Here is a 20,545-nt window from a genome sequence, read left to right on the forward strand (position 1 = left end):
TCCCGCATATGATTGCGGGACATATTGTATAGAAGTGTAATGACGATAGAAAGCATAAGAAGGAAGAATCTATGAAAATATTAATTGCGTCGGATTCATTTAAAGGAAGTTTAAGTAGTACTCAGGTGGCCAGAAACATAAGTGAAGGGATATTGAGAGTCTTTCCTGATGCGGAAATAAAGTATATTTCTGTAGCTGACGGCGGAGAAGGTACGGTGGAGGCCATTATATCTAGTATTGGAGGAAAAATTATTAATACTCCTGCGATGGGTCCTGATGGCAAGATATTTGATTCCTTTTTTGGCATATTGGAGGATGGATCTGCTGTAATAGAAATGGCGGCAGCATCCGGATTACCCCTGGTACCTGAGCTGGAACGCGACATTATGAAGGCTACTACATATGGAACGGGTCAGCTTTTGAAGGCGGCGATGGATCATGGATGCAGAAGGATTTATATTGGGGTAGGGGGATCAGCAACCAATGATGGAGGCATCGGCATGGCACAGGCTCTCGGCATCTCTTTTGCAGATGAAAAGGGAGAAGAAATCGGTTATGGCGGTGGGCTGTTGGAAAGAATAGAAAAGATTGACCTAAGCAACGCAGATGAACGGCTTAGCGGGACGGAAATCATTGTAATGAGCGATGTGACTAATCCCCTTTGTGGACCGTTCGGAGCTTCGGCTGTTTATGGCCCTCAGAAGGGAGCAAGCCCTGAGCAGGTAGAACTTCTGGATAAAGGGCTTTCTCATTTAGCGAAGATTATCGAAGAGGAGCTATATATAGATATAAGAAACAGGAAAGGCGCCGGAGCCGCAGGAGGGCTCGGCGGCGGACTAGTGGCATTTACAGGCGCATCCATACGTTCGGGGATTGACGCAGTCCTGAATATGTCAGGCTTCGAAGAAAAAGCGGAGTGGGCAGACTTAATTATTACCGGGGAGGGGCGGATTGATTTCCAGTCTGCATATGGGAAGGTGATTTCCGGAATTGCACAAAGGGCTGAGAAATATAATGTTCCTGTAGCGGCAATTGCGGGTTCTCTTTCAGAAGGCTCGCAAGAAGTATATAAAATCGGCATCAGCTGCATAGAAGCGGCAGTGTGCAGGCCGATGCCTTTGCAAGAAGCTATGGGAGAAAAGGCGGGTGAATTGGTCTCTGATGCGGCAGAACGGTTAATGCGTAATATCAAGGCCGGCATCATGCTGAGAGATTCCACTCTTGTCGAATAAAGTAAACAGTGAATAAAATACCTTTTCTATCACTTAAAAGGTAAATGTGTCATATCGCTGGAACGTCGCTGTGTTTGCCAAAGACTGGCGACCTTAATGTTTACATCATCATAGGTTTTATAGAAATATTCACAGGTACTGGTATTAATAAATGCTGTATATTTCGTATAGTCATAAGTGTTTCGGTTGGTTATAACAGCTCCCTTGGGGATGGAGACACTTGCTAAGATATGAAAACATGCTGCAATTGCTTCGCGATTGTCTTTCGGCTTTGGCAAATGTGTTTTCAGATAAGCAGTTCGTACAAACCGCTCCGGAGAGGTAAAGCCTCCCGGCAGAGGCATTGTTCCTGTAGCCTGCCCAAAAGGAGTTAATTTTACACTATCCCAAAAGGCTTCTTCTGTTTGCTCAGGAGAAGCTTCTATATAGTTTCTCAAATTTGTCATATGCCAGTGGAAGTCAGGGCTGTTTGTCATCACGCCGATAGGATTATCTGTTAATTCCAGACCTTTATCAGTCGGCTCAATAACGGCACATGCTCCGCTTCTGTCAGCCACAATCCAATGTAACGGGGCTATCGTCTTAGTAACAGGGTCGGGGACGCCCACTACAGTAATTTTTTTTAATAGATCAGGCAATTCTTTTACAGAAGAACATCTGCCCAGAATGTAGTGAAGGAAATCAATGGATGCGATCGGCTCGGTATCATTGCAGGCTGTTGTATTATATTGGGCATAGCCGGCGAAATATAAAGTTGCCGCCGCCAATCCTTTCTCGTTAACACCGTCAAAAAAACCGAGAATCCCATCAAGCTCCTGTCCGAGTCCAATGAATCGATAGGAGTCTTTTATTTGGTTGTTGTTTAAATTGTTATACCATACATAGGAATTAGGAATGATATAAATCTGTGGTATAATATCGTGTGAAAAGTCCATGGTTCTGCCAAAAAACAGCTTATTGGACTGGGACTGTAAAGTCATTGCTGTACACATGTATCAATATCCTTTAAACATTATTTACATAATATATGAAAATAAATAATTGATTATTATATCAGTAATGCGAAATAAAAGTTTTATTTCACTGTTTATCTGTGCAAAGTTATGTGGTTATTGTATTGAACACGGTTTAATGGTATATTTTAAGTAATTTATGAGTAGGAAGGAGATGGAATTATAAGGTGTTTATAGCTGATGATACATCTCAGTGAAAATCTGGAGATGCCGTTCTTCATCGAGTACGATACGCTTCAATATCGCCACGATATTTTCATCACGGATAATATCCGCCTGATTCGAATACTTGGCGATGGCAGCTTCCTCGGCACGGATGGATTCCTCTACCAAAGCGCGCAATCCGCGCGGATAACCAACAAAGGAAGGTGACCACCATTGCGAATATTCATTGCAGCTCCAAAGCCGCGGATCTGCCCCCAGCAGCAGTGCGAGCTCAGCAAATATATTAAGGTGATGCATCTCTATAATACTAATATGGTGGAAGCATGAGGAAATCCAACTAGACTGCGGTTTAGCCACAACGGCAATATAGAAATACCTGGAGACATCACTCATTTCGGAAACGACCTCCGACATATTGCCAAGCATATCACAGGCATAAACAGAATTTTTGCTATCTACCTGTATTGGCGGGTATGGTACATCTACCTTGTATGGGCATACATCAATGCTACTGGTATTGGTTTTTATCTTCATATTTTTCTTAAGGTCTGTAACAGAATAAAATTCTTCCAACCTTCTCCCCTTCACGTATTAATATGATACAGTTTATTCATAGGAAGAAAAAATTATAACAGGATAGCTGAGCATCATTTGCCTGAATCATTATGGGTAAGGAAATCAGTTTTCCTTATAATATAAAAAGGCAGATGCCAATTCCCCGGCACCTGCCTAAACTATTTTATACGGTTTTATTTCTCCAACGGTCGCTTTGTCTTTCGCAGAAGGAATGCAGCCGTTGACATAATAGCAAGAAATACTATTAAATAAGCAATGACGGCAATTCCGTGAGCGAACCATGCAGCGATCATCATAAAGATGCATCCGGCAAGGGAGAGACAAGGCATAAGTATGCGATTGAAAAAGTTGAGATCATTTCCCTTTACCATAAACATGATAAAAATAGGAATGTATAGCGCATATAGCGTAACAATGGGCAGTTCCGAGGAGTCAAAGCTAAAGAATCCGAACCAGCTATCAGTTAAATTTGCCCCATAGAAATAAAATAGCCAGGTACTGCAGAGTAATAGTCCAAGGATGGCAGAGTTCGCAGGCATATTAGTGGAAGGGTCTATCTGGCTGAAGATTTGGGGCTTGGGACCAAGTCCTCTTGCAGCGATGGAATAGATGCCCCGCGTACAGCCAAGCATCAGACCGTTTAAGGTTCCAAGGCATGAAATGATAACAAAGATAAACAACAGTGAGCCGCCCACAGAGCTAAAGACGGTTTGGAATGCTAATTTGGCACCTGCCTCGCCGCCTGCCATGATTACTTCATTTTCAACGGCGCCTGCTAAACCAATATAGTATAGAATATAGACGGTCATGATAATAAAAGTACCTGAAATCAAAGCCAAAGGAAGATTCCTCTTGGCATTTTTTAATTCTGCATTAATGCAAGTTGCGATAATCCAGCCTTCATAGGCGAAACATGCCGCAACAACGGCCGTGAATAATCCGTTAGGAGTACTTTGAGATACATAATGTGTGAAGTTGTAAAGAGTCATACCGCTTCGAAGTCCTGTAAATGTTCCGATAATTGCCATTAAAGAGAGAGGAATCAGCTTGATGACTGTGGTACTGACCTGAAACTTTCCGGCCAAAACCGGAGATAAGGAGTTCAATGCGAAATTTGCAATTAAGTAGAACCCAGCAATAGTCATGCATTCTCCGCCGGTAATGGGGAAGCCAAAGATAACACAGGTGTATCTGGCAGAGACCCAAGCCAGTACCGAGGTAATGGTAGGATAGTAGATAAGTGCCATAAACCAACCTACATAATATGCATATTTTCCCCCCATTGTAGCTTCCGCATAATCCACAATGCCATTGATATATTCATATTTGGTAGCCATGACGGAAAAGGTATATGCACAGGAAATCATAATAATACCTCCGATTACCCATGCCAGAATACCTTGTTTTAAATTGCCGCCGGTGGCAGTGAGGATTTTCTCCGCTTTGAAGAATACGCCGCTACCGACAACAATACCTACGACCATTGCAATGGCTGTAGGAAGACCATATCTTTTTTCTAGTTTTGCTTCCATAAGTTAACTATTCCTATCTATAATAGGACCCCTTCTTATTATTCTTTTCTCACCGAAAAATAACTGCCATAAAACCCCAATTTGATAAACCCCTGCACTTATTTTTTTATGAAGAAACTGATTTTCATCTTATCACAAAGTCAAACATAATTCAGTAAAAATTTTTTTTATTTACGAAAATGATAGTCAATATCAAAATAGTTGACAAAGAGAATATTTTCATATAGACTAAATAAGTTAGTTGAATCTAACTCATTAATTTATAGTACATAAAACAGGAGGACATATATTATGAAACGAAAGATGTTAAGTTCTATTTTAGCACTTACACTCGCTTTTTCCCTTACAGCTTGTTCCGCAGGAACAAAGGAGGAGGCATCGAATATATCGGATGCTGCGGATGCATCGAATACATTAGATGAGGTGGTATCGGATGAGGCAGATGCAGAGGATGTCTCGGCTCAGGAAGAAGATACTGAGTATCCTATTATTATTGAACATGCATATGGACAGACGATAATAGAAGCTAAGCCCGAGAGAGTAGCTACGATATCTTGGGGAAATCAGGATACACCCTTAGCCTTGGGAGTCTCTCCTGTCGGAATATCAGAAGCGAACTATGGAGTAATCGACGGCAGCGGTATCTTGCCATGGACGAAGACGGCTATCGAGGAGTTGGGGGCAGATACAGAGATATTTAAAGATACGGCAGGATTGGATTATGAAGCGATAAGCGATGTTCAGCCGGATGTAATTCTGGCAGCCTATTCAGGAATTACGCAGGAAGAATATGATCTGCTTAGCCAGATCGCACCTGTAGTAGCATATCCTAATCTTGCATGGCAGACATATTGGCGTGACCAGATTATTATGGATGCAACAGGAATGGGAATGCAGGACGAAGGAGAACAGTTAGTTGCTGATTTGGATGGACTGATAGCACAAAAGGCAGGTGATTATCCTCAGATACAAGGAAAAAAAGCAGCGTTCTTCTATTTTATGCCTACGGATTTAGGTACATTTTATGTCTATCTTCCTACGGATCCTCGTGCAGCATATTTGCTTGATCTGGGTATGGAATTCCCGGAGAGCGTTCTGGCCCTTGCTACTGAGAGCGGAAGCTTTTCTCTGGAAATGAGTGCTGAGAATGCGGATGCATTGCAGGATATAGATATTATTATCGCCTATGGAAACTCGGATTTATTGGAAGCTTTGCAGGCAGATGCACTGCTTGGTACCATCCCTGCAATTCAAAATGGATCGGTAGCTATGATTGAGGATGGAACCCCGATTGCAGCATCCAGTACACCTAGTGCACTTTCTATTCCCGCAACGATTGATGACTATTTGAAATTGATTGGAGAGGCAGCTGATAAAGTGAAATGAAACGTTCAAAAATGATTTTGCTCAGCACAGGCAGTTTACTTTGTATCTGTCTGTGCATTCTGGCTTCTTTGGCATTAGGAGCGAAAAGTATAAGTTTTCCGGAAGTAATCGGTGCACTTCTTCATAAAGAGGATACTTCTTTTTATGCTCTCATTGTCAGAGAACGGGTTCCCAGGACTATTTTCAGCATGCTGGCAGGGGCCTCCCTCGGGGTATCCGGAGCCCTCATGCAGGCAATTACCCGCAATCCGATTGCTGATCCGAGTATCTTAGGTGTTAATACCGGCGCATCATTATTTGTAGTAAGCGGAATTGCATTTTTTAACATTAGTACAGCCGGGCAATATATATGGCTGGCTCTTATAGGTGCCGGAATAACAGCGGCCTTTGTCTACGCCATCGGTTCTCTCGGTTATGGCGGAGCGACACCGATTAAGCTTGCGCTGGCTGGTGCGGCAACAAGTGCTGCATTATCCTCTCTCGTAAGTGCGGTTACATTGCCGAGAACTCAGGTAATGAATGTATTTCGATTCTGGCAAGTGGGAAGCACCAGCGGTGCCACATGGGAAGGGATTACGACCGTACTGCCTTTTCTGGCAGTTGGCCTCCTTATAGGAATTTTTTCTGCTCCGGCATTAAATGCGCTCGCTCTGGGAGAGGAAGTTGCCACTGGGCTAGGCGTAAGAACCGGACTTGTTAGAATTATCAGTGCGCTGGCAGGCGTTCTGTTATGCGGAGCGACAACGGCGTTAGCGGGTCCGATTGGTTTTGTAGGGCTTATGATTCCGCATACGGTACGCATGCTTTGCGGCTCTGATATGCGTTATATCATTCCTTTGTCTGCGGTGGGGGGAGCGATTCTTTTGACAATATCAGATGTGGCGGGAAGGCTGTTGGCTTATCCGGGAGAATTGGAAGCCGGTATTATTACAGCTTTTCTGGGAGCGCCTATTCTGATTATTATTGCTATGAGAGCGAAGGTGCAGGCATTATGAGAAAAAAGGATTTTAATTCAATACAAAAAGGCTATGCCAGCAGAAGAGCTCGTTTTCTGACAGCAGCAATATTGATGGGAGTGTTAGTTTTGTTGCTCGCAGGCACGATGTTATTACTCGGTAATACGAAATATCCGCTTTCTGTAGTGGTCAGGGTATTATCGGGAGAAGAGATAAAGGGTGCTTCTTTTGCCATAGGAACGATACGTCTGCCCAGAATGCTTGCGGGCTTACTGGCGGGGCTCGCTTTTGGGATGGCAGGCAATACCTTTCAGACCATGCTGAGAAACCCTTTGGCAAGTCCGGATATTATAGGGATTACGTCCGGCTCCAGCGTTGCGGCCGTGTTTTGTATTTTGATTTTAAAAGTGAGCGGAACAGTGGTTTCCGTAGTAGCAGTCATTAGCGGACTATGTGTAGCGATGGCTATATATGCGCTTTCAAGAGGTGGCAGCTTTTCCGGCGGAAGATTGATTCTGATCGGTATTGGAATTCAGGCTATGCTGAATGCAGTGATCTCCTTTCTATTATTGAAGGCGGCAGAGTATGATGTGCCTGCAGCGATGAGATGGCTAAGCGGCAGCTTAAATGGTGTACAGATGAAAAGCATTCCGGGACTTTTACTAACGGTGGTATTATTTGGGTTTATTCTTTGTATATTGGGAAGACAACTACAGATCTTGGAATTGGGAGAGCAATCCGCTATTACTCTCGGGCTGAAGACAAATCAGACTCGCTTTCTATTAATGATTGGATCGGTCTTTTTAATAGCCTTTGCTACATCCGTTACGGGCCCTGTTGCTTTCGTAGCCTTTCTGGCGGGACCGATAGCCGGAAGATTGACAGGCAATGGGCATTCCAATGTGATCTCTGCGGGGCTTACAGGAGCAGCCCTGGTACTCGGAGCGGATTTGATCGGCCAGTATGCTTTCAGCACCCAGTTCCCGGTGGGAATTGTTACAGGAATATTGGGAGCGCCTTACCTTATTTACTTACTGATACATATGAATCGGACAGGAGGAGCGGCATGAGTAAAGAAAGAGAATTTTCTGCCAATAATCTGGTGGCGGGATATGATAAAAAGGTAATTATCGATGGGGTAGATGTGTTAATACCGAGCAATAAGATCAGTGTCATTATAGGAGCCAACGCCTGTGGAAAGTCTACCATGCTCAAAGCCCTTGCAAGGCTGGTAAAGCCTATTTCAGGTGAAATACTACTCGATGGAAAACAAATCGGGACTATGCCTTCCAAGCGGTTGGCGCAGATTTTAGGCTTGCTGCCGCAATCCCCTATTGTTCCCGAAGGAATTATTGTTTCGGATTTGGTGGCGCGTGGACGTTTTCCTCATCAGACCTTCTTAAAAGGAATGGGGAAAAAAGACTATGAAGCGGTAGAAGAGGCATTGCACATTATGGGCATTGCAGATCTTGCCAATCGAAGTGTGGATGAGCTTTCGGGAGGTCAGCGCCAAAGGGTATGGATCGCTATGGCGCTTGCCCAACAGACGGATATACTTCTTCTGGATGAACCCACTACTTATCTGGATATCACATACCAGGTGGAAATCTTGGATTTGTTGACAGATCTAAACAGAAAGAGAGGAACGACCATTGTAATGGTATTGCATGATATCAATCTCTCGGCCCGGTATGCGGATTATATTTTTGCGGTGAAAAAGGGAGATCTTGTGGCACAGGGCGAGCCAGGGGATATCATTACAGAAGAGCTGATTCGGCAAGTTTTCGATTTAGACTGTAGTGTTATTCCGGATCCGGTTTCCGGCTCTCCGTTTATTATTCCCAAGGGAAGATATTATGTAAGGCCTCAAGGCGCTTAGCTTTCTATCTTATTTTATATTGCAGGTTTAAACTGCTATAAAGGAAAATGATTCCTTTATAGCAGTTTTTATTACTTTATAAGAAAGACCTTGTTCATTCGATAGACGATTTTCATGAAATATAGTAGACTGAGTTCAGTGAATAGGAAATTTACAGCATGAGATTCGGGTGACAAAAGCCTTCTTACTCAATATATTTCATCAATTTGCACCATTTACGTTATTAAAAAGTGATACAGAATATAATTTATTCGTAACACGCTTTCGCTTGGATGAATCCCGTAATGGTACGTAAGACCGCAAAATACGCGGTCTAAGTGCCAACGGTTTCATACAGTTACTCATCCAACTATATTCTGTATCACTTTGGAAAAACAATATGAGTGCAAATTGACGGAGCCAAGTTGTTTGAAAGGCTTTTGACACTCGAATCCGGCGTGATAAATTAAGGTGGGGGATAGGAATGCATAAGGATACAAGATGGGCAAAACAAATTATTGCATTGCAGCAGGAGGATGGAAGCTGGGGGGACTTTCACTCTCTTTCGCAGTTGAGTAATTCTCCTATAACAACGGAACAAGCGCTGCGCCGCCTTGAACGTTTAGGATATACGCTGGAAGATGATTGTATCCAACGGGCTGTATCCTATATGAATGATTGTTTAATAGGAAAAGTTGAAATTCCGGATAGAAAAGAGAAGCTGCATGATTGGAATATCTTCACATCTCTAATGTTAGCGACACGGATTCGTGTATTCACAAAGGATAACGTGGCAGCAAATAAAGTCGCGGAACAATGGGCTGGTGTTATTACCGGTACATTTATAAATGGTGAATATGACTATGATAAATATGTTTCTGCCTATTATGACACTTGGGGGGTAAAACCCAGGGGTGGCAGGTTAATTGATTGTGTGAGTTTTTATCAGGTTTCATTATTGGCGGATTGCTTGGAAAAAGAGACAGAGAAGGATTTTATTGATTATGTAATAAATAAAGATAGTGGGATTTATTATATATATGATAAAAAAATCTGTATTCTTCCCCAGGTTTTTGAAAGCAGACATTCCAGCTATTATCTTACAGCTATTGAGTTGTTATCAGAATATAAATATGCAAAATGTAAAATTCGGTTTGTGATAAATTGGCTGAATGATAATAAAAATGAAAATGGAAAATGGGATATGGGGAAGAATGTGAATGACAAAGTATATTTTCCTCTTTCTGATAATTGGAGAAAAAAAGAAATGAGAGAGGCAGATTGTACGGAACGAATCTCTAATTTAATAAGTAAGTTATCCTGCTAAATCTTAACTCTTGGAGGTAATAAGCCTATGAAGATAAAAATGAGAACGAAAATATTAATACTATGTTTGGGGAGTACCTTGATGGCACTCGTTCTCCAGACTGTTTTATTTCAGCGAGTATCCGGTACGCTGATTTATAATCAGGCGAAAGCGGAGAATTATAACTTACTTAAAAATATGCAGAATGAAGTCTATACCTTCGTGAAAAAGATAGAAAATGGACTGATTGAAATATATAACAATAAAGAATTTCTTCAGGAACTGAAAAGTGAAGAGAGTGTGGAAGTAATCAGGGAGAATAACTATAGAATTGCTTATGATCAGGCGATGGAGAACTTCTCGACGGCGGACAGTGTGGTGGCTTTGTACGTGTATAACAGCGATCACCGGGTAATCAGCACTTACAGGCGTGCGGTAACGCCAAAGCATAATTACCCCAAAGATATTTATGAGGATGAGGAAATGTATAATGCAGCTAAGGTGAAGGAATATATTGCCTCGGATGAAAAATACATGTTCTTATCCAGCTATTATAATGTATATCGTGAGACGAATATTGCAAGGTTCGTTTTGAAGATCTATGATAATGTGAATACAAATAAAGTCATTGGCTATGTAGTATGCGACATCGATAGCAAGGCCTTTGTGAAGATTATGGAAAAATACAGCACCCATCAGGAGGTGTACATGTGGCTGCAACCCCTTTCTGACAGGCCGATTACAGCGATAGAAAATGCGGAGACTGCCAGCAGGGAAAATTATCTGGAAATTAGCGAGCGGATAAGAAGTAATACATTGGAGACCTTTATGGATACGTCGGAAGAGAATAAAGTTTTGTTTCAAGTTCCTCAGAATAAATATAATCTGGGGGCTTATTCCCTGATGCCTCAGTCAATTCTGGAACAGAATCAGAAGGCGCTGACACAGAACCTTATTTTAATAGGAATTATGATGTGTATCATATTGTCGGTGGTGACTGTATTTATTTCAAGAACCTTAACACGACCCTTAGAAGAGTTAATGCGAACCATCACCCGAATTAGAAAGGGAGATACGAAGAATAGAGTATTGTATCTGGAACGAGATGAAATCGGGCAGATTGGAAAAGAATTCAACGAAATGTTGGACGAGATAGAGCGGTTGATCGGACATGAGTATGAGACGCAGTTACTTCTCAATAAAGCGGAGTATAAGGCGCTGCAATCGCAGATTAATCCGCATTTCCTATATAATACCTTAGATACGATGAGCAGTATTGCAAGCGTTCAGAATTGTGATATGGTCAGCCATTTATGCCAGTCTCTTTCCACTATTTTCCGATATAGCTTGGATATTAAACATCCTTATTCCACGGTTGCTAAGGAGATGGTTCATCTGAAAAATTATATTTATGTGATGAACGTAAGGATGCGGGAAGAGGTAGCCTATGAGTTCCGTATCGATGATGAGATACTGCAAAGCTCTATTCCGAGAATATCGATTCAGCCCCTTGTGGAAAATGCGATTAATCATGGCCTTCGGAATAAAAAAGGGGAAAAGAAGATTCTTGTGCAAGCTTCCAAGAGGGAAGGAATTCTTGAAATAGAAGTGGAAGATAACGGTGTCGGTATGGAAGCGGAAGCAGTGAATCAAAGTCTTAAGGAGAATAATCATGGATTGGTAGAAGGCGGAAGCTCCATAGGCCTCTTTAATATCAATGCGAGAATGAAGATGCTATATGGGGAGGAATATGGGCTGCATATCGATAGCGATGGAAAAAGCGGAACGAAAATCTCGTTGAGAATTCCCTGTATGAGTGTTGAGGAGGCAGAAATATGGCAGAAATAAATTATAAAGTGCTAATTGCGGATGATGAATATTGGACGCGGGAAAAAATACGAAACATGCTCGATTGGAAGGCGTATCATCTGGAATTTCTGGAGCCTGCGGCGAATGGGGAAGAAGTCTTGGAACGGATGAAGACAGAGAAGCCGGACATATTAATTACCGATATCAATATGCCTTTTGTGAACGGTGTTGAACTTGTGAAAGAGGTGAAGGAGAAATATGAAGAGGTTGTAGTATTCGTTATTAGCGGATATGATGACTTCGAATATGTGAAGAGCACCTTAATGGCGGGAGCAATTAATTATCTGTTAAAACCGATTACGAAGATAGATTTAGTGAATGCTTTATCGAAAGCACTTGAAATTATTAGTAAAGAGGAAATAAATAAAAAGCAGATATTAAAAGCGGCCTCTGCCATTCAGGACAGGGAGCTGAGTCTGTTAGTGGAGAGGGAGGAGACCCCGTTTGCACCGCTTATAACGATGAATAAGGAGATAGACTTCGCCGGATACAGCCTTATTCTCATTAAGATTCATGATTTGAAGGAGATTATGGCGGCGTATGAATATGATATGAACTATCTGTCCTATTCTATTAAAAAGATGAGCAAAGAAGTGACGGAATCGGAAAATCTTCTGATCTTCAATCATATATACCGTTCCAATGAATTCTTGATTATTACAGAATTGGACAGTGCGGAACAAAATAAGATGGCTGTTAAACTCTTGAACGCTATTAGGAATATGACCGCAAGCCCTATCAGTATTGTAATCAGTGAGCACACTTACTCTATCGAAAGTATTCATACTGCGTATACACAATGTGTTTCTTTGCTTATGACGAGAAAATATAAAAAGGAAAGTATCATCTTATTCAACAGGAAACAGGATGAGGTAATTTATAGAGATTTGAAGGATCCACTAGGAGAAGAAGCGGAGAATCGCTTAAAGAATCTTCTGAAGACCGGCAATGCAGAAGCGGTAAAGCAGCTAATCTTCGAGACCATTGGAGTGAAGCACTGTGAAGAATTGGGGTGGGAGTATATCAGGCTGCGGCAGACAGTAAAAAGGGTATGTAATCTCCTCACTGATTTTAAAATGGAGCAGAAGTCAGCGAAGGAAATAGTGGATCTGGAAAACATGGTGGATGTGCTCGATAAAACAGTGGAATATATGGAAGCGGATAAACTCTGTGAGGTTATTGAAGAGATTGTAGATACGGTGGTGAGTGAACCTAAGGGAGAGCTTGGAAGCAGTATCAGAGAGGTTGTGAAAAAGGCAGTAGTTTATATTAATGAACGGTTTTTTGAGGAGCTTTCTCTCGCCTTTTTGTCGAATCATTTCGGAGTGGAAAGTTCTTATTTTTCCAAAGTATTCCGGCAGGAGACGGGAGAGAGTCTTATGATTTATATCGCAGGGAAAAGGATTGAAAAGGCAAAGGAATATATGTTGGATTCTACGATTAATCTGACAGAAATTGCGTTCATGGTAGGATACGATGACTATACCTATTTTAATAAAGTATTTCGGAAAATGACTGGCATGAGCCCTCGCGATTATCGGGGGTCTCTGCATAAGGATGAGGCTGTATTATGAGAAAAGTTGGAATAATAGTTTTGCTGCTTGCTGTTGTGGCAGTATTTGGAGTTGCTGTTTTTGCATTGGAGAATGGAAGGGATGAGCCGGAGGAGAAACCGGAAAAGGTAGTTATCACCGTCTTAGCCGGACAATCGACCTCCGATGCGGGCGTGGAAGATATGATTGATGAAGTGATTGCCGAGAAGTTTCCCGGTGTGGAGCTGGAGTGGGAATGTGTGGACTGGGGAGAAAAGTTCGACTCTCGGATGCAGGGGCGGCTGGCAGCCGGCGATGTGCCGGATATTATTGTAGGGAAGGCACAGGATATTCATGCCTATATGGATGGCGGCAACTTGGCTCCGCTTCAGGTGGAGGGAATGGAACGTCTGGAGAAAGGAGTACGCGATACGGTAACGATAGATGGGGAAGTGTACGGTATCCCATATAATGCGTGGTATCAAGGGGTGGTATATAGTAAGAAGATATTCGAACAATTACAGCTCAAGACACCGGATACCCTGGAGGAGCTTGCACAGACGGTGCAAATATTAGAGGACAATGGAGTGACTCCGTTTGCGGCACATTTCAGGGAAAGCTGGAAGGTCGGAAATATGACAATGCAATTTTTGCTCAATAATGTATTCGCACAGGAAGCGGATTGGGGAGAGCAGTTCCGCTTAGGAAACCGGGATTTTGCCGGAGATATACGAATAAGAGAATGTGTAGAGCAGAATAAATATGTGCTGGAACATTCTTGGGAAGATGCTCTTATGATTGAACAATATGAAAGTGACCGAAGGTTCGCAGAGGGACAAGCAGCCATGTATCTGACCGGTTTGTGGTCATTACAATCTATGAACCAATATGATTCAAATGTGCGTTATGGTTTCTTCCCTTATCCGACGAAAGAGGGGGGCGCCAGCCTGATTAAGGAAACGAATATGACTTTTATGATGAGTGAAACATCGAAATATCAGGAGCTGATTAATCACATCTTCACGGAGCTGCTGCAAAATGAAAAGCTTATGCAGGAGATTCTTGGATTCACGGGAACATATCCGGTAGTTACAGATATGATGGTAACTTATGAGAGTGCAGTGGAGGAGGATATCAGAAGTTACGAGGCAGAAAATAGAATTATTGATGCTTCTATAGGGAATAACCAATTGATATGGAGATTTCAAAATGATCTGTCGGAGGAAATTTTAAAGTGGTTAAAAGGGGAAGCCGATTTGGATGAGGTGCTCACTTATGCAGATGAACATAGGCAGGAAAGCGGAAATATTCCGATAATTTCAAAATAATACAACTGCTTTTTTCAAAACAGTCCTACTTCCGGGAACTCAATCAAAGATATACTGATGATAGAACAACAAACGAGTTTAATTGGAGGGAAGACATGAAAAAGAAAGTATTAAGTATGATTTTGTGTACCACGATGTTAACCACAGTATTAGTCGGATGCGGCCAGGGAAGTGCGGCAGAAACGAAGCCGGCAGCACAACCTGCGGAGGAAAGCGCAGAAGTGAAGGAAGAAGCTCCGGCACAGGAAACAGCAGCTGCGGATGAGAAGGTAACGCTCACCGTTTTGGCGGGACAGTCCACTACGGATGCGGGCATTGAAGATTTAATCGACGAAGCGCTTGCAGAGCAATATCCAAATATTACTTTGGAATGGGAATGCGTTGACTGGGGGAATGATTTCCAGCCGAAAATGCAGCAGTATATGCAGTCAGGACTTCCTGATATTATGATTGGTAAAGCACAGGACGTGGCAACTTATGCACCTCAGGGAATTCTGGGACCGATTGCCGATACCTATCTGGATAGAGTATTGGATGCAGCAAGTGCCAACGTTACGCTAGATGGCGAAACATACGGACTCGTATATAACGCAATGTATCAGGGAGTTTATTACAACAAAGATATGTTTGCTGAAAACGGATGGGAGATTCCTAAGACAATCGATGATTTACAGGTAATTATTGATGACTGCAAGGCAAAAGGTATTACTCCTTTCGCAAGCCATATGGTGGATACATGGTCTATCGGCAATGTTACGATGCAGTTTGCTATGAATGATGTATTCAACAAGGTTCCTTCCTGGGGAGATGATTTCAGAAACGGAACGACTTCCTTTACGGAAAGCAAAGAATTCCAGACAGCATACAGCTATAATAAGCTGATTTTTGATAATACCTTCCCGGAGACGTTCTCCACAGAGCAGACAGACTGCGATGCGAGAATGGTACTTGGAGAAGCGGCAATGAAGGTATCCGGTTCCTGGTCTATTCAGAACTTTTTGGATATTGATGAGAATTTTAATTTCGGAATATTCCCCTTCCCTAACCAGACGGGAGATTCCAAGCTCATTTTCGAACCTAACATTACAATTATGAAGAGTGCAGCGAGTGAACATCAGGATGCGATCGATTGTGTCATCGATGTAATGACCGGAAATAAGGAGCTCGCAAGAGAAATTTATGATTATACGAAAACAGCGGCGATGTTAAAAGACGTAACTCCTACCTTCGCGAATCCCAGTCAGGAAGACATTGACAAGTATGCGGCTGAAGGAATGATTGTTGACGTAACATCGGGAAATAATCAGCTTGTATGGGGCGGTTTCCAAGAAGAGAATGCAAAAGATATCGCAGCATGGCTCCAAGGTGATGTGACATTTGAAGATGCGTTAGCGGCGTCGGATGCCAGAGTGGCAGCAAGCAGCGCTAATTAAGAGAAGGAGGCTGTTACATTATGTGACAGCCCCTTTCTAATTTCATGTAATAGGAAAGTGCTTCTATTACATGAAACAGATGCGCAGCTGCGCGCGCGGAACAAAAGTTGTGCTGCTAAAAGTTTAAATCGCGAGAGTGAGTGAAGCACACTTTTGTTCTTTAATCGGAAAGAGCGCCTATTAAAGAACCGATTAATGCGCAGCTGCGCGCGCGGAACAAAAGCTGTGCTGTAAAGGTTTAAATTGCGAGAGCGGGTGAAGCACACTTTTGTTCTTTAATCGGAAAGAGCGCCTATTAAAGAACCGATTAATGCGCAGCTGCGCGCGCGGAACAAAAGCTGTGCTGTAAAGGTTTAAATTGCGAGAGCGGGTGAAGCACACTTTTGTTCATATCAGAGATGAGGAGTGAAAAGGAATGAATAATAGAAAAAGTAATGGAATGGAAAAGAAGATGGAGCGGCAATATCTGCTCATGGTCCTTCCCGGATTCTTAATTTTTACGGTAGGGCTTATTATTCCTATGTTTATGGCAGTTCGTTATTCCTTCACGAGTTGGGATGGAATGTCTTCGACGAAGCCCTTTGTAGGCTTACAGAATTACATCGATTTGATGAAGAGTTCGGACTTTCGGGCAACTTGGTGGTTCACCATCAAGTTTACCATCGGTAATACGATAATACAAAATGTGCTGGCGCTTCTTTTTGCTATTGCGTTGGATAGCGGGATTAAAGCGCAAAAAATATATAGAACGGCGTTCTTTGTTCCATGTTTGATCAGTTCTTTAATTGTGGGCTTTATCTGGTTGAAAATGTACTCCAATGTACTTCCGGCAATGAATGAATTGTTGGGAACAAATATTAATTTCCTGCTCTTTGGCAGCGGGCAGACAGTGTTAACTGGTCTTTTAATTGCGAATAACTGGCAATGGATAGGATATTGGATGTTAATTTATCTTGCGGGGCTTCAATCGATTCCGTCAGAGTTGTACGAAGCGGCGAAGGTGGACGGAGCCGGTGCGATCAGCCGGTTTAAAAACATAACAATTCCGATGCTGGCTCCTGCAATTACGATCTGTGTGGTGGGAATTACGACCGGCTCCCTGAAGGTATATGATTTGCTGGTAGCCTCAACCAAGGGCGGGCCGGGAAGAGCATCTACATCGATTATCTACCAGACTTATATTACTGCAATTAATGGAAGACAGTATGGCTATGGGTCTGCCATGTCAGTGACACTTGTTATTGTACTCTTATTGGTAGCATTGATTCAGGTAAAGGGATTGAAAAAGAGGGAGGTGCAGGCATGATTGCTGTAGAAAAAATGAAACGTCCGAAAGAAGACATACAAAAACAGCCTTATACAAAGATAACGCTCCTCATTCAGATTGTAATGACATTTATTGCATTTTTGTTTATTGCCCCTATTTTAATGATTGTCAATTATTCCTTTAAAACGAAGAAAGAGCTATATTTATCGAGTCCTCTGGCTCTGCCTGAAAGCATTCAATTCAGCAATTATGAAAAGGCATTCGATAAGCTGAGTTTGGCGACCACTTTTACAAACACCTTTTTGTATACAGCAATCAGTGTTCTTATCCTGGCACTTCTATGTGGGTCTACTGCATGGGCGATTGCCAGATGTAAGGGGAGATTTTTCAAGTTCTGTTACATCTATTTTATTGTGGGAATTTTAATTCCTTATCAAGCTTTATTCTTACCTATTTATATTATAGGATATAATATGAACCTTACGAACAGTGCACACGGGATTATTTTCATGTATATCGCAACAGGACTCTCTTTCGGAGTATTTCTTATGACTAGTTTTATGTCAACGGTCCCGATTGAGTTGGAGGAGGCTGCGAGAATCGACGGATGTTCCGTATTTCGTACTTATTTTACGATTGTTATGCCGCTTTTGAAGCCGGCAATGGCTACGTTAGTAATTATGCAGGCATTCCAGATATGGAATGATTATCTGCTTGCCAGCTTATATGTGAGCAAAAAACAGCTCAAAACGCTTACCGTAGCAATTCAGTCTTTATTCTCGGCACAGACTAGCGATTATTCCACGGCGATGGCGGCTATTGTTATATCGGTGTTACCGATTGCCATACTGTTTATCAGCCTTCAGAAATACTTTATCAAGGGTATGACGGTAGGTGCAGTCAAGGGTTAATTAGTGATGGCATTGAACTGTTACGTTAATTGCGTTTATGAAAGGAGCAGTATAGATATGGTTGTTTTATTGAACAAGTACTTACTGGGAGATATGGAATGTTATTATTATTTGGATGAGGGGACGAAGTTGGTGGAGCTTATCGTCGTACCGGAGGGTATGGAACCTCTCGACTGGAGTGAGAAGAAGCAGGAAATCGATTCCCTGGTCCAATTGAAGGTCGCAGGAGATATCTATCCGGGGGGATACGCAGGAGGAGTGACGTTACGCCAAGGCGGTTCGCTTGCTTCTTTACAATATGAAACTCAATATGTGGAAAAAGACGGAGGTCAGACCTCGGTGTACACTGTTCTTTCTTATAAGAATAGAGCAACTTGTAAGGTTACCCACCGCTTATGTTATAAGGAAGGAAGTGAACATCTGGAAAGTGATGTCACGCTGGCAAACGAAGGGGATAAAGAAATTTCTCTGGAAATGCTGTCCAGCTTTTCCTTAGGGGGAATCTCTCCATTTATTCAGAAGGATGCACATGATTCCTTGAAGGTGCACCGGTTAAGAAGTGTATGGAGCATGGAAGGACGCTTGGAGACGAGAACGATAGAAGAATTGCAGCTTGAACCGTCTTGGGCAGGTCATGCAATCCGTTCCGAACGATTTGGACAGGTGGGTTCGATACCGGTCAATCGATATTTCCCTTATCTCGTGGTGGAAGATAGCGTCAGCGATGTGTTCTGGGGGGTACAGTTGGGACACAATGCTTCGTGGCAGATGGAAGTCTATCGGAAAGATGATGGTGTTTCCATATCAGGAGGTCTGGCTGACAGAGAATTCGGCCATTGGATGAAGTGTGTACAGCCAGGCGAGAGTTTCTCAGTACCGACGGCAATTCTGTCGATTTGCAAAGGGGGCGGTGTAGATAAAGTTTCCCAGAGAATGACGGCAGCAATAGAAGAATATGTGAATCAGGAACCGGAAATCGAACAGGACCTTCCGATTATTTTCAATGAATACTGCACCACATGGGGATGTCCTTCCGATGAAAATATAGCGGGTATCTTAGAGGTAATTAAAGATAAGGGCTTTTCTTATTTTGTTATCGATTGCGGATGGTATAAGAAGGAAGGGATTCCGTGGGATATTATGATGGGTGATTATAATGTATCCAAGGAGCTGTTTCCGGAGGGGCTTGAAAAAACGGTTCAGAGAATCAAAGAAGCAGGAATGAAGCCGGGTATTTGGTTCGAAATAGAAAATGTTGGATCTGCGTCGGAGATCTATAATGATGAAGAGCACCTTCTTAAGCGAGACGGCGAAGTATTAACTACCAGTATGAGACGCTTTCTCGATCTGCGCAATCCGTGGGTAATCAATTATTTAAATGAGAAAGTCATTGGCACTTTGAAGCGATATGGCTTTGAATACATGAAGATGGATTACAACGATACGATAGGTCTGGGATGCGACGGGGCGGAATCTCTGGGTGAAGGTCTCCGCCAGAATATGGCTGCCTCTCTGGAATTTATTAAGAGGGTGAAGGAAGAAATTCCGGGAATTATTTTGGAGAATTGTGCATCCGGCGGACATCGCTTAGAGCCCCTTATGATGAGCCTGACAAGTATGGCATCCTTCTCAGATGCTCATGAATGTGAGGAAATTCCCGTCATTGCGGCTAATCTTCATCGTGCTATTTTGCCAAGGCAGAGCCAGATTTGGGCAGTAATAAGGAAAGAAGACTCCTTGAAGAGAATTGCTTATTCTGTGATCAATACTTTCCTGGGAAGAATGTGTATTTCCGGGGATGTAACGGAGTTAAGTGTGGAACAATGGGATGTTATCGATCGGGGAATGGCTTTCTATAAGAAAATTGCTCCTATTATTAAGCACGGATATACCTACTTTTATGGCAGTGAGATTACAAGTTATAGGAACCTGAAAGGATGGCAGGGAATCTTAAGAACATCGGAAAGCGGTGAAGCATATGCCCTTTTCCATGTGTTTGAGGTTCCGGAGGGAAGCATGTTGAAAATGGAGCTGCCCGCAGAAGTTCAGGCAGTGGTTCAAGAGGTATATTCTGACAGCAAATATGAGGTGACGATAGAAGGGAACCTTTTGTGCTATAAAGCAGAGGAGAATAAAAAGGCGGTGGCAGTATTGCTTGGCGGAAAATAGCGGATAGGTAGG

The 20,545-nt window shown here is 42.5% G+C and carries 16 protein-coding genes; 13 read left to right on the plus strand and 3 right to left on the minus strand.

Annotated elements, in window-relative coordinates; genetic code table 11:
* Positions 1–71 precede the first annotated feature (71 nt).
* Positions 72–1,232 carry a glycerate kinase gene (locus RBB56_RS11250; protein WP_306719049.1) on the plus strand — a complete coding sequence of 387 codons (1,161 nt, stop codon included), beginning with the start codon at positions 72–74 and terminating at the stop codon, positions 1,230–1,232.
* Between the two features lie 29 nt (positions 1,233–1,261).
* On the opposite strand, the gene RBB56_RS11255 is transcribed toward RBB56_RS11250, so the two are convergent.
* The 3 genes from RBB56_RS11255 to RBB56_RS11265 all read right to left on the minus strand — a co-directional run bounded on the left by RBB56_RS11255 (position 1,262) and on the right by RBB56_RS11265 (position 4,518).
* Positions 1,262–2,224, minus strand: a complete 963-nt coding sequence (locus RBB56_RS11255; protein WP_306719050.1) for a choloylglycine hydrolase family protein — start codon at positions 2,222–2,224, stop codon at positions 1,262–1,264.
* Positions 2,225–2,416: 192 nt separating this feature from the next.
* Positions 2,417–2,983, minus strand: a complete 567-nt coding sequence (locus tag RBB56_RS11260) for a ferritin-like domain-containing protein (protein WP_306719051.1) — start codon at positions 2,981–2,983, stop codon at positions 2,417–2,419.
* A 176-nt stretch (positions 2,984–3,159) separates the two neighbouring features.
* The gene (locus RBB56_RS11265; protein ID WP_306719052.1) at positions 3,160–4,518 is read right to left on the minus strand and encodes an APC family permease; all 1,359 of its coding nucleotides are present in this window, start codon (positions 4,516–4,518) and stop codon (positions 3,160–3,162) included.
* 291 nt (positions 4,519–4,809) lie between these two features.
* On the opposite strand from RBB56_RS11265, the gene RBB56_RS11270 reads away from it, so the two are divergent.
* From RBB56_RS11270 to RBB56_RS11325, 12 genes are all read left to right on the plus strand, one after another.
* Positions 4,810–5,904: an iron-siderophore ABC transporter substrate-binding protein gene (locus RBB56_RS11270; protein WP_306719053.1), complete on the plus strand. Its 1,095-nt coding sequence runs from the start codon at positions 4,810–4,812 to the stop codon at positions 5,902–5,904.
* Positions 5,901–6,899 (plus strand): FecCD family ABC transporter permease, encoded by a 999-nt coding sequence (locus RBB56_RS11275; protein ID WP_306719054.1) that lies wholly within the window; start codon positions 5,901–5,903, stop codon positions 6,897–6,899. Before RBB56_RS11270 ends, RBB56_RS11275 begins: the two co-directional genes overlap by 4 nt.
* Positions 6,896–7,930: a FecCD family ABC transporter permease gene (locus tag RBB56_RS11280; protein WP_306719055.1), complete on the plus strand. Its 1,035-nt coding sequence runs from the start codon at positions 6,896–6,898 to the stop codon at positions 7,928–7,930. The genes RBB56_RS11275 and RBB56_RS11280 overlap by 4 nt, the downstream gene beginning before the upstream one ends.
* Positions 7,927–8,739 (plus strand): ABC transporter ATP-binding protein, encoded by an 813-nt coding sequence (locus tag RBB56_RS11285; protein WP_306719056.1) that lies wholly within the window; start codon positions 7,927–7,929, stop codon positions 8,737–8,739. The genes RBB56_RS11280 and RBB56_RS11285 overlap by 4 nt, the downstream gene beginning before the upstream one ends.
* Before the next feature lie 463 nt (positions 8,740–9,202).
* Positions 9,203–10,045, plus strand: a complete 843-nt coding sequence (locus RBB56_RS11290; protein WP_306719057.1) for a hypothetical protein — start codon at positions 9,203–9,205, stop codon at positions 10,043–10,045.
* Between the two features lie 27 nt (positions 10,046–10,072).
* Positions 10,073–11,872 (plus strand): cache domain-containing sensor histidine kinase, encoded by a 1,800-nt coding sequence (locus RBB56_RS11295; protein ID WP_306719058.1) that lies wholly within the window; start codon positions 10,073–10,075, stop codon positions 11,870–11,872.
* Positions 11,860–13,467, plus strand: coding sequence for a response regulator transcription factor (locus RBB56_RS11300; RefSeq protein WP_306719059.1), 1,608 nt, complete (start codon positions 11,860–11,862; stop codon positions 13,465–13,467). The genes RBB56_RS11295 and RBB56_RS11300 overlap by 13 nt, the downstream gene beginning before the upstream one ends.
* On the plus strand, positions 13,464–14,753 hold the full coding sequence (locus RBB56_RS11305) for an ABC transporter substrate-binding protein (RefSeq protein ID WP_306719060.1): 1,290 nt from the start codon (positions 13,464–13,466) through the stop codon (positions 14,751–14,753). The genes RBB56_RS11300 and RBB56_RS11305 overlap by 4 nt, the downstream gene beginning before the upstream one ends.
* 95 nt (positions 14,754–14,848) lie before the next feature.
* Positions 14,849–16,186 (plus strand): ABC transporter substrate-binding protein, encoded by a 1,338-nt coding sequence (locus RBB56_RS11310; RefSeq protein WP_306719061.1) that lies wholly within the window; start codon positions 14,849–14,851, stop codon positions 16,184–16,186.
* A 415-nt stretch (positions 16,187–16,601) separates the two neighbouring features.
* Positions 16,602–17,492: a carbohydrate ABC transporter permease gene (locus RBB56_RS11315; protein WP_306719062.1), complete on the plus strand. Its 891-nt coding sequence runs from the start codon at positions 16,602–16,604 to the stop codon at positions 17,490–17,492.
* Positions 17,489–18,364: a carbohydrate ABC transporter permease gene (locus tag RBB56_RS11320; RefSeq protein WP_306719063.1), complete on the plus strand. Its 876-nt coding sequence runs from the start codon at positions 17,489–17,491 to the stop codon at positions 18,362–18,364. Before RBB56_RS11315 ends, RBB56_RS11320 begins: the two co-directional genes overlap by 4 nt.
* Positions 18,365–18,421: 57 nt before the next feature.
* The gene (locus tag RBB56_RS11325) at positions 18,422–20,533 is read left to right on the plus strand and encodes a glycoside hydrolase family 36 protein (RefSeq protein ID WP_306719064.1); all 2,112 of its coding nucleotides are present in this window, start codon (positions 18,422–18,424) and stop codon (positions 20,531–20,533) included.
* The last annotated feature ends 12 nt before the right edge of the window (positions 20,534–20,545 follow it).

It is taken from the genome of Kineothrix sp. MB12-C1, from assembly GCF_030863805.1.
Classification (GTDB): Bacteria; Bacillota; Clostridia; order Lachnospirales; family Lachnospiraceae; genus Kineothrix.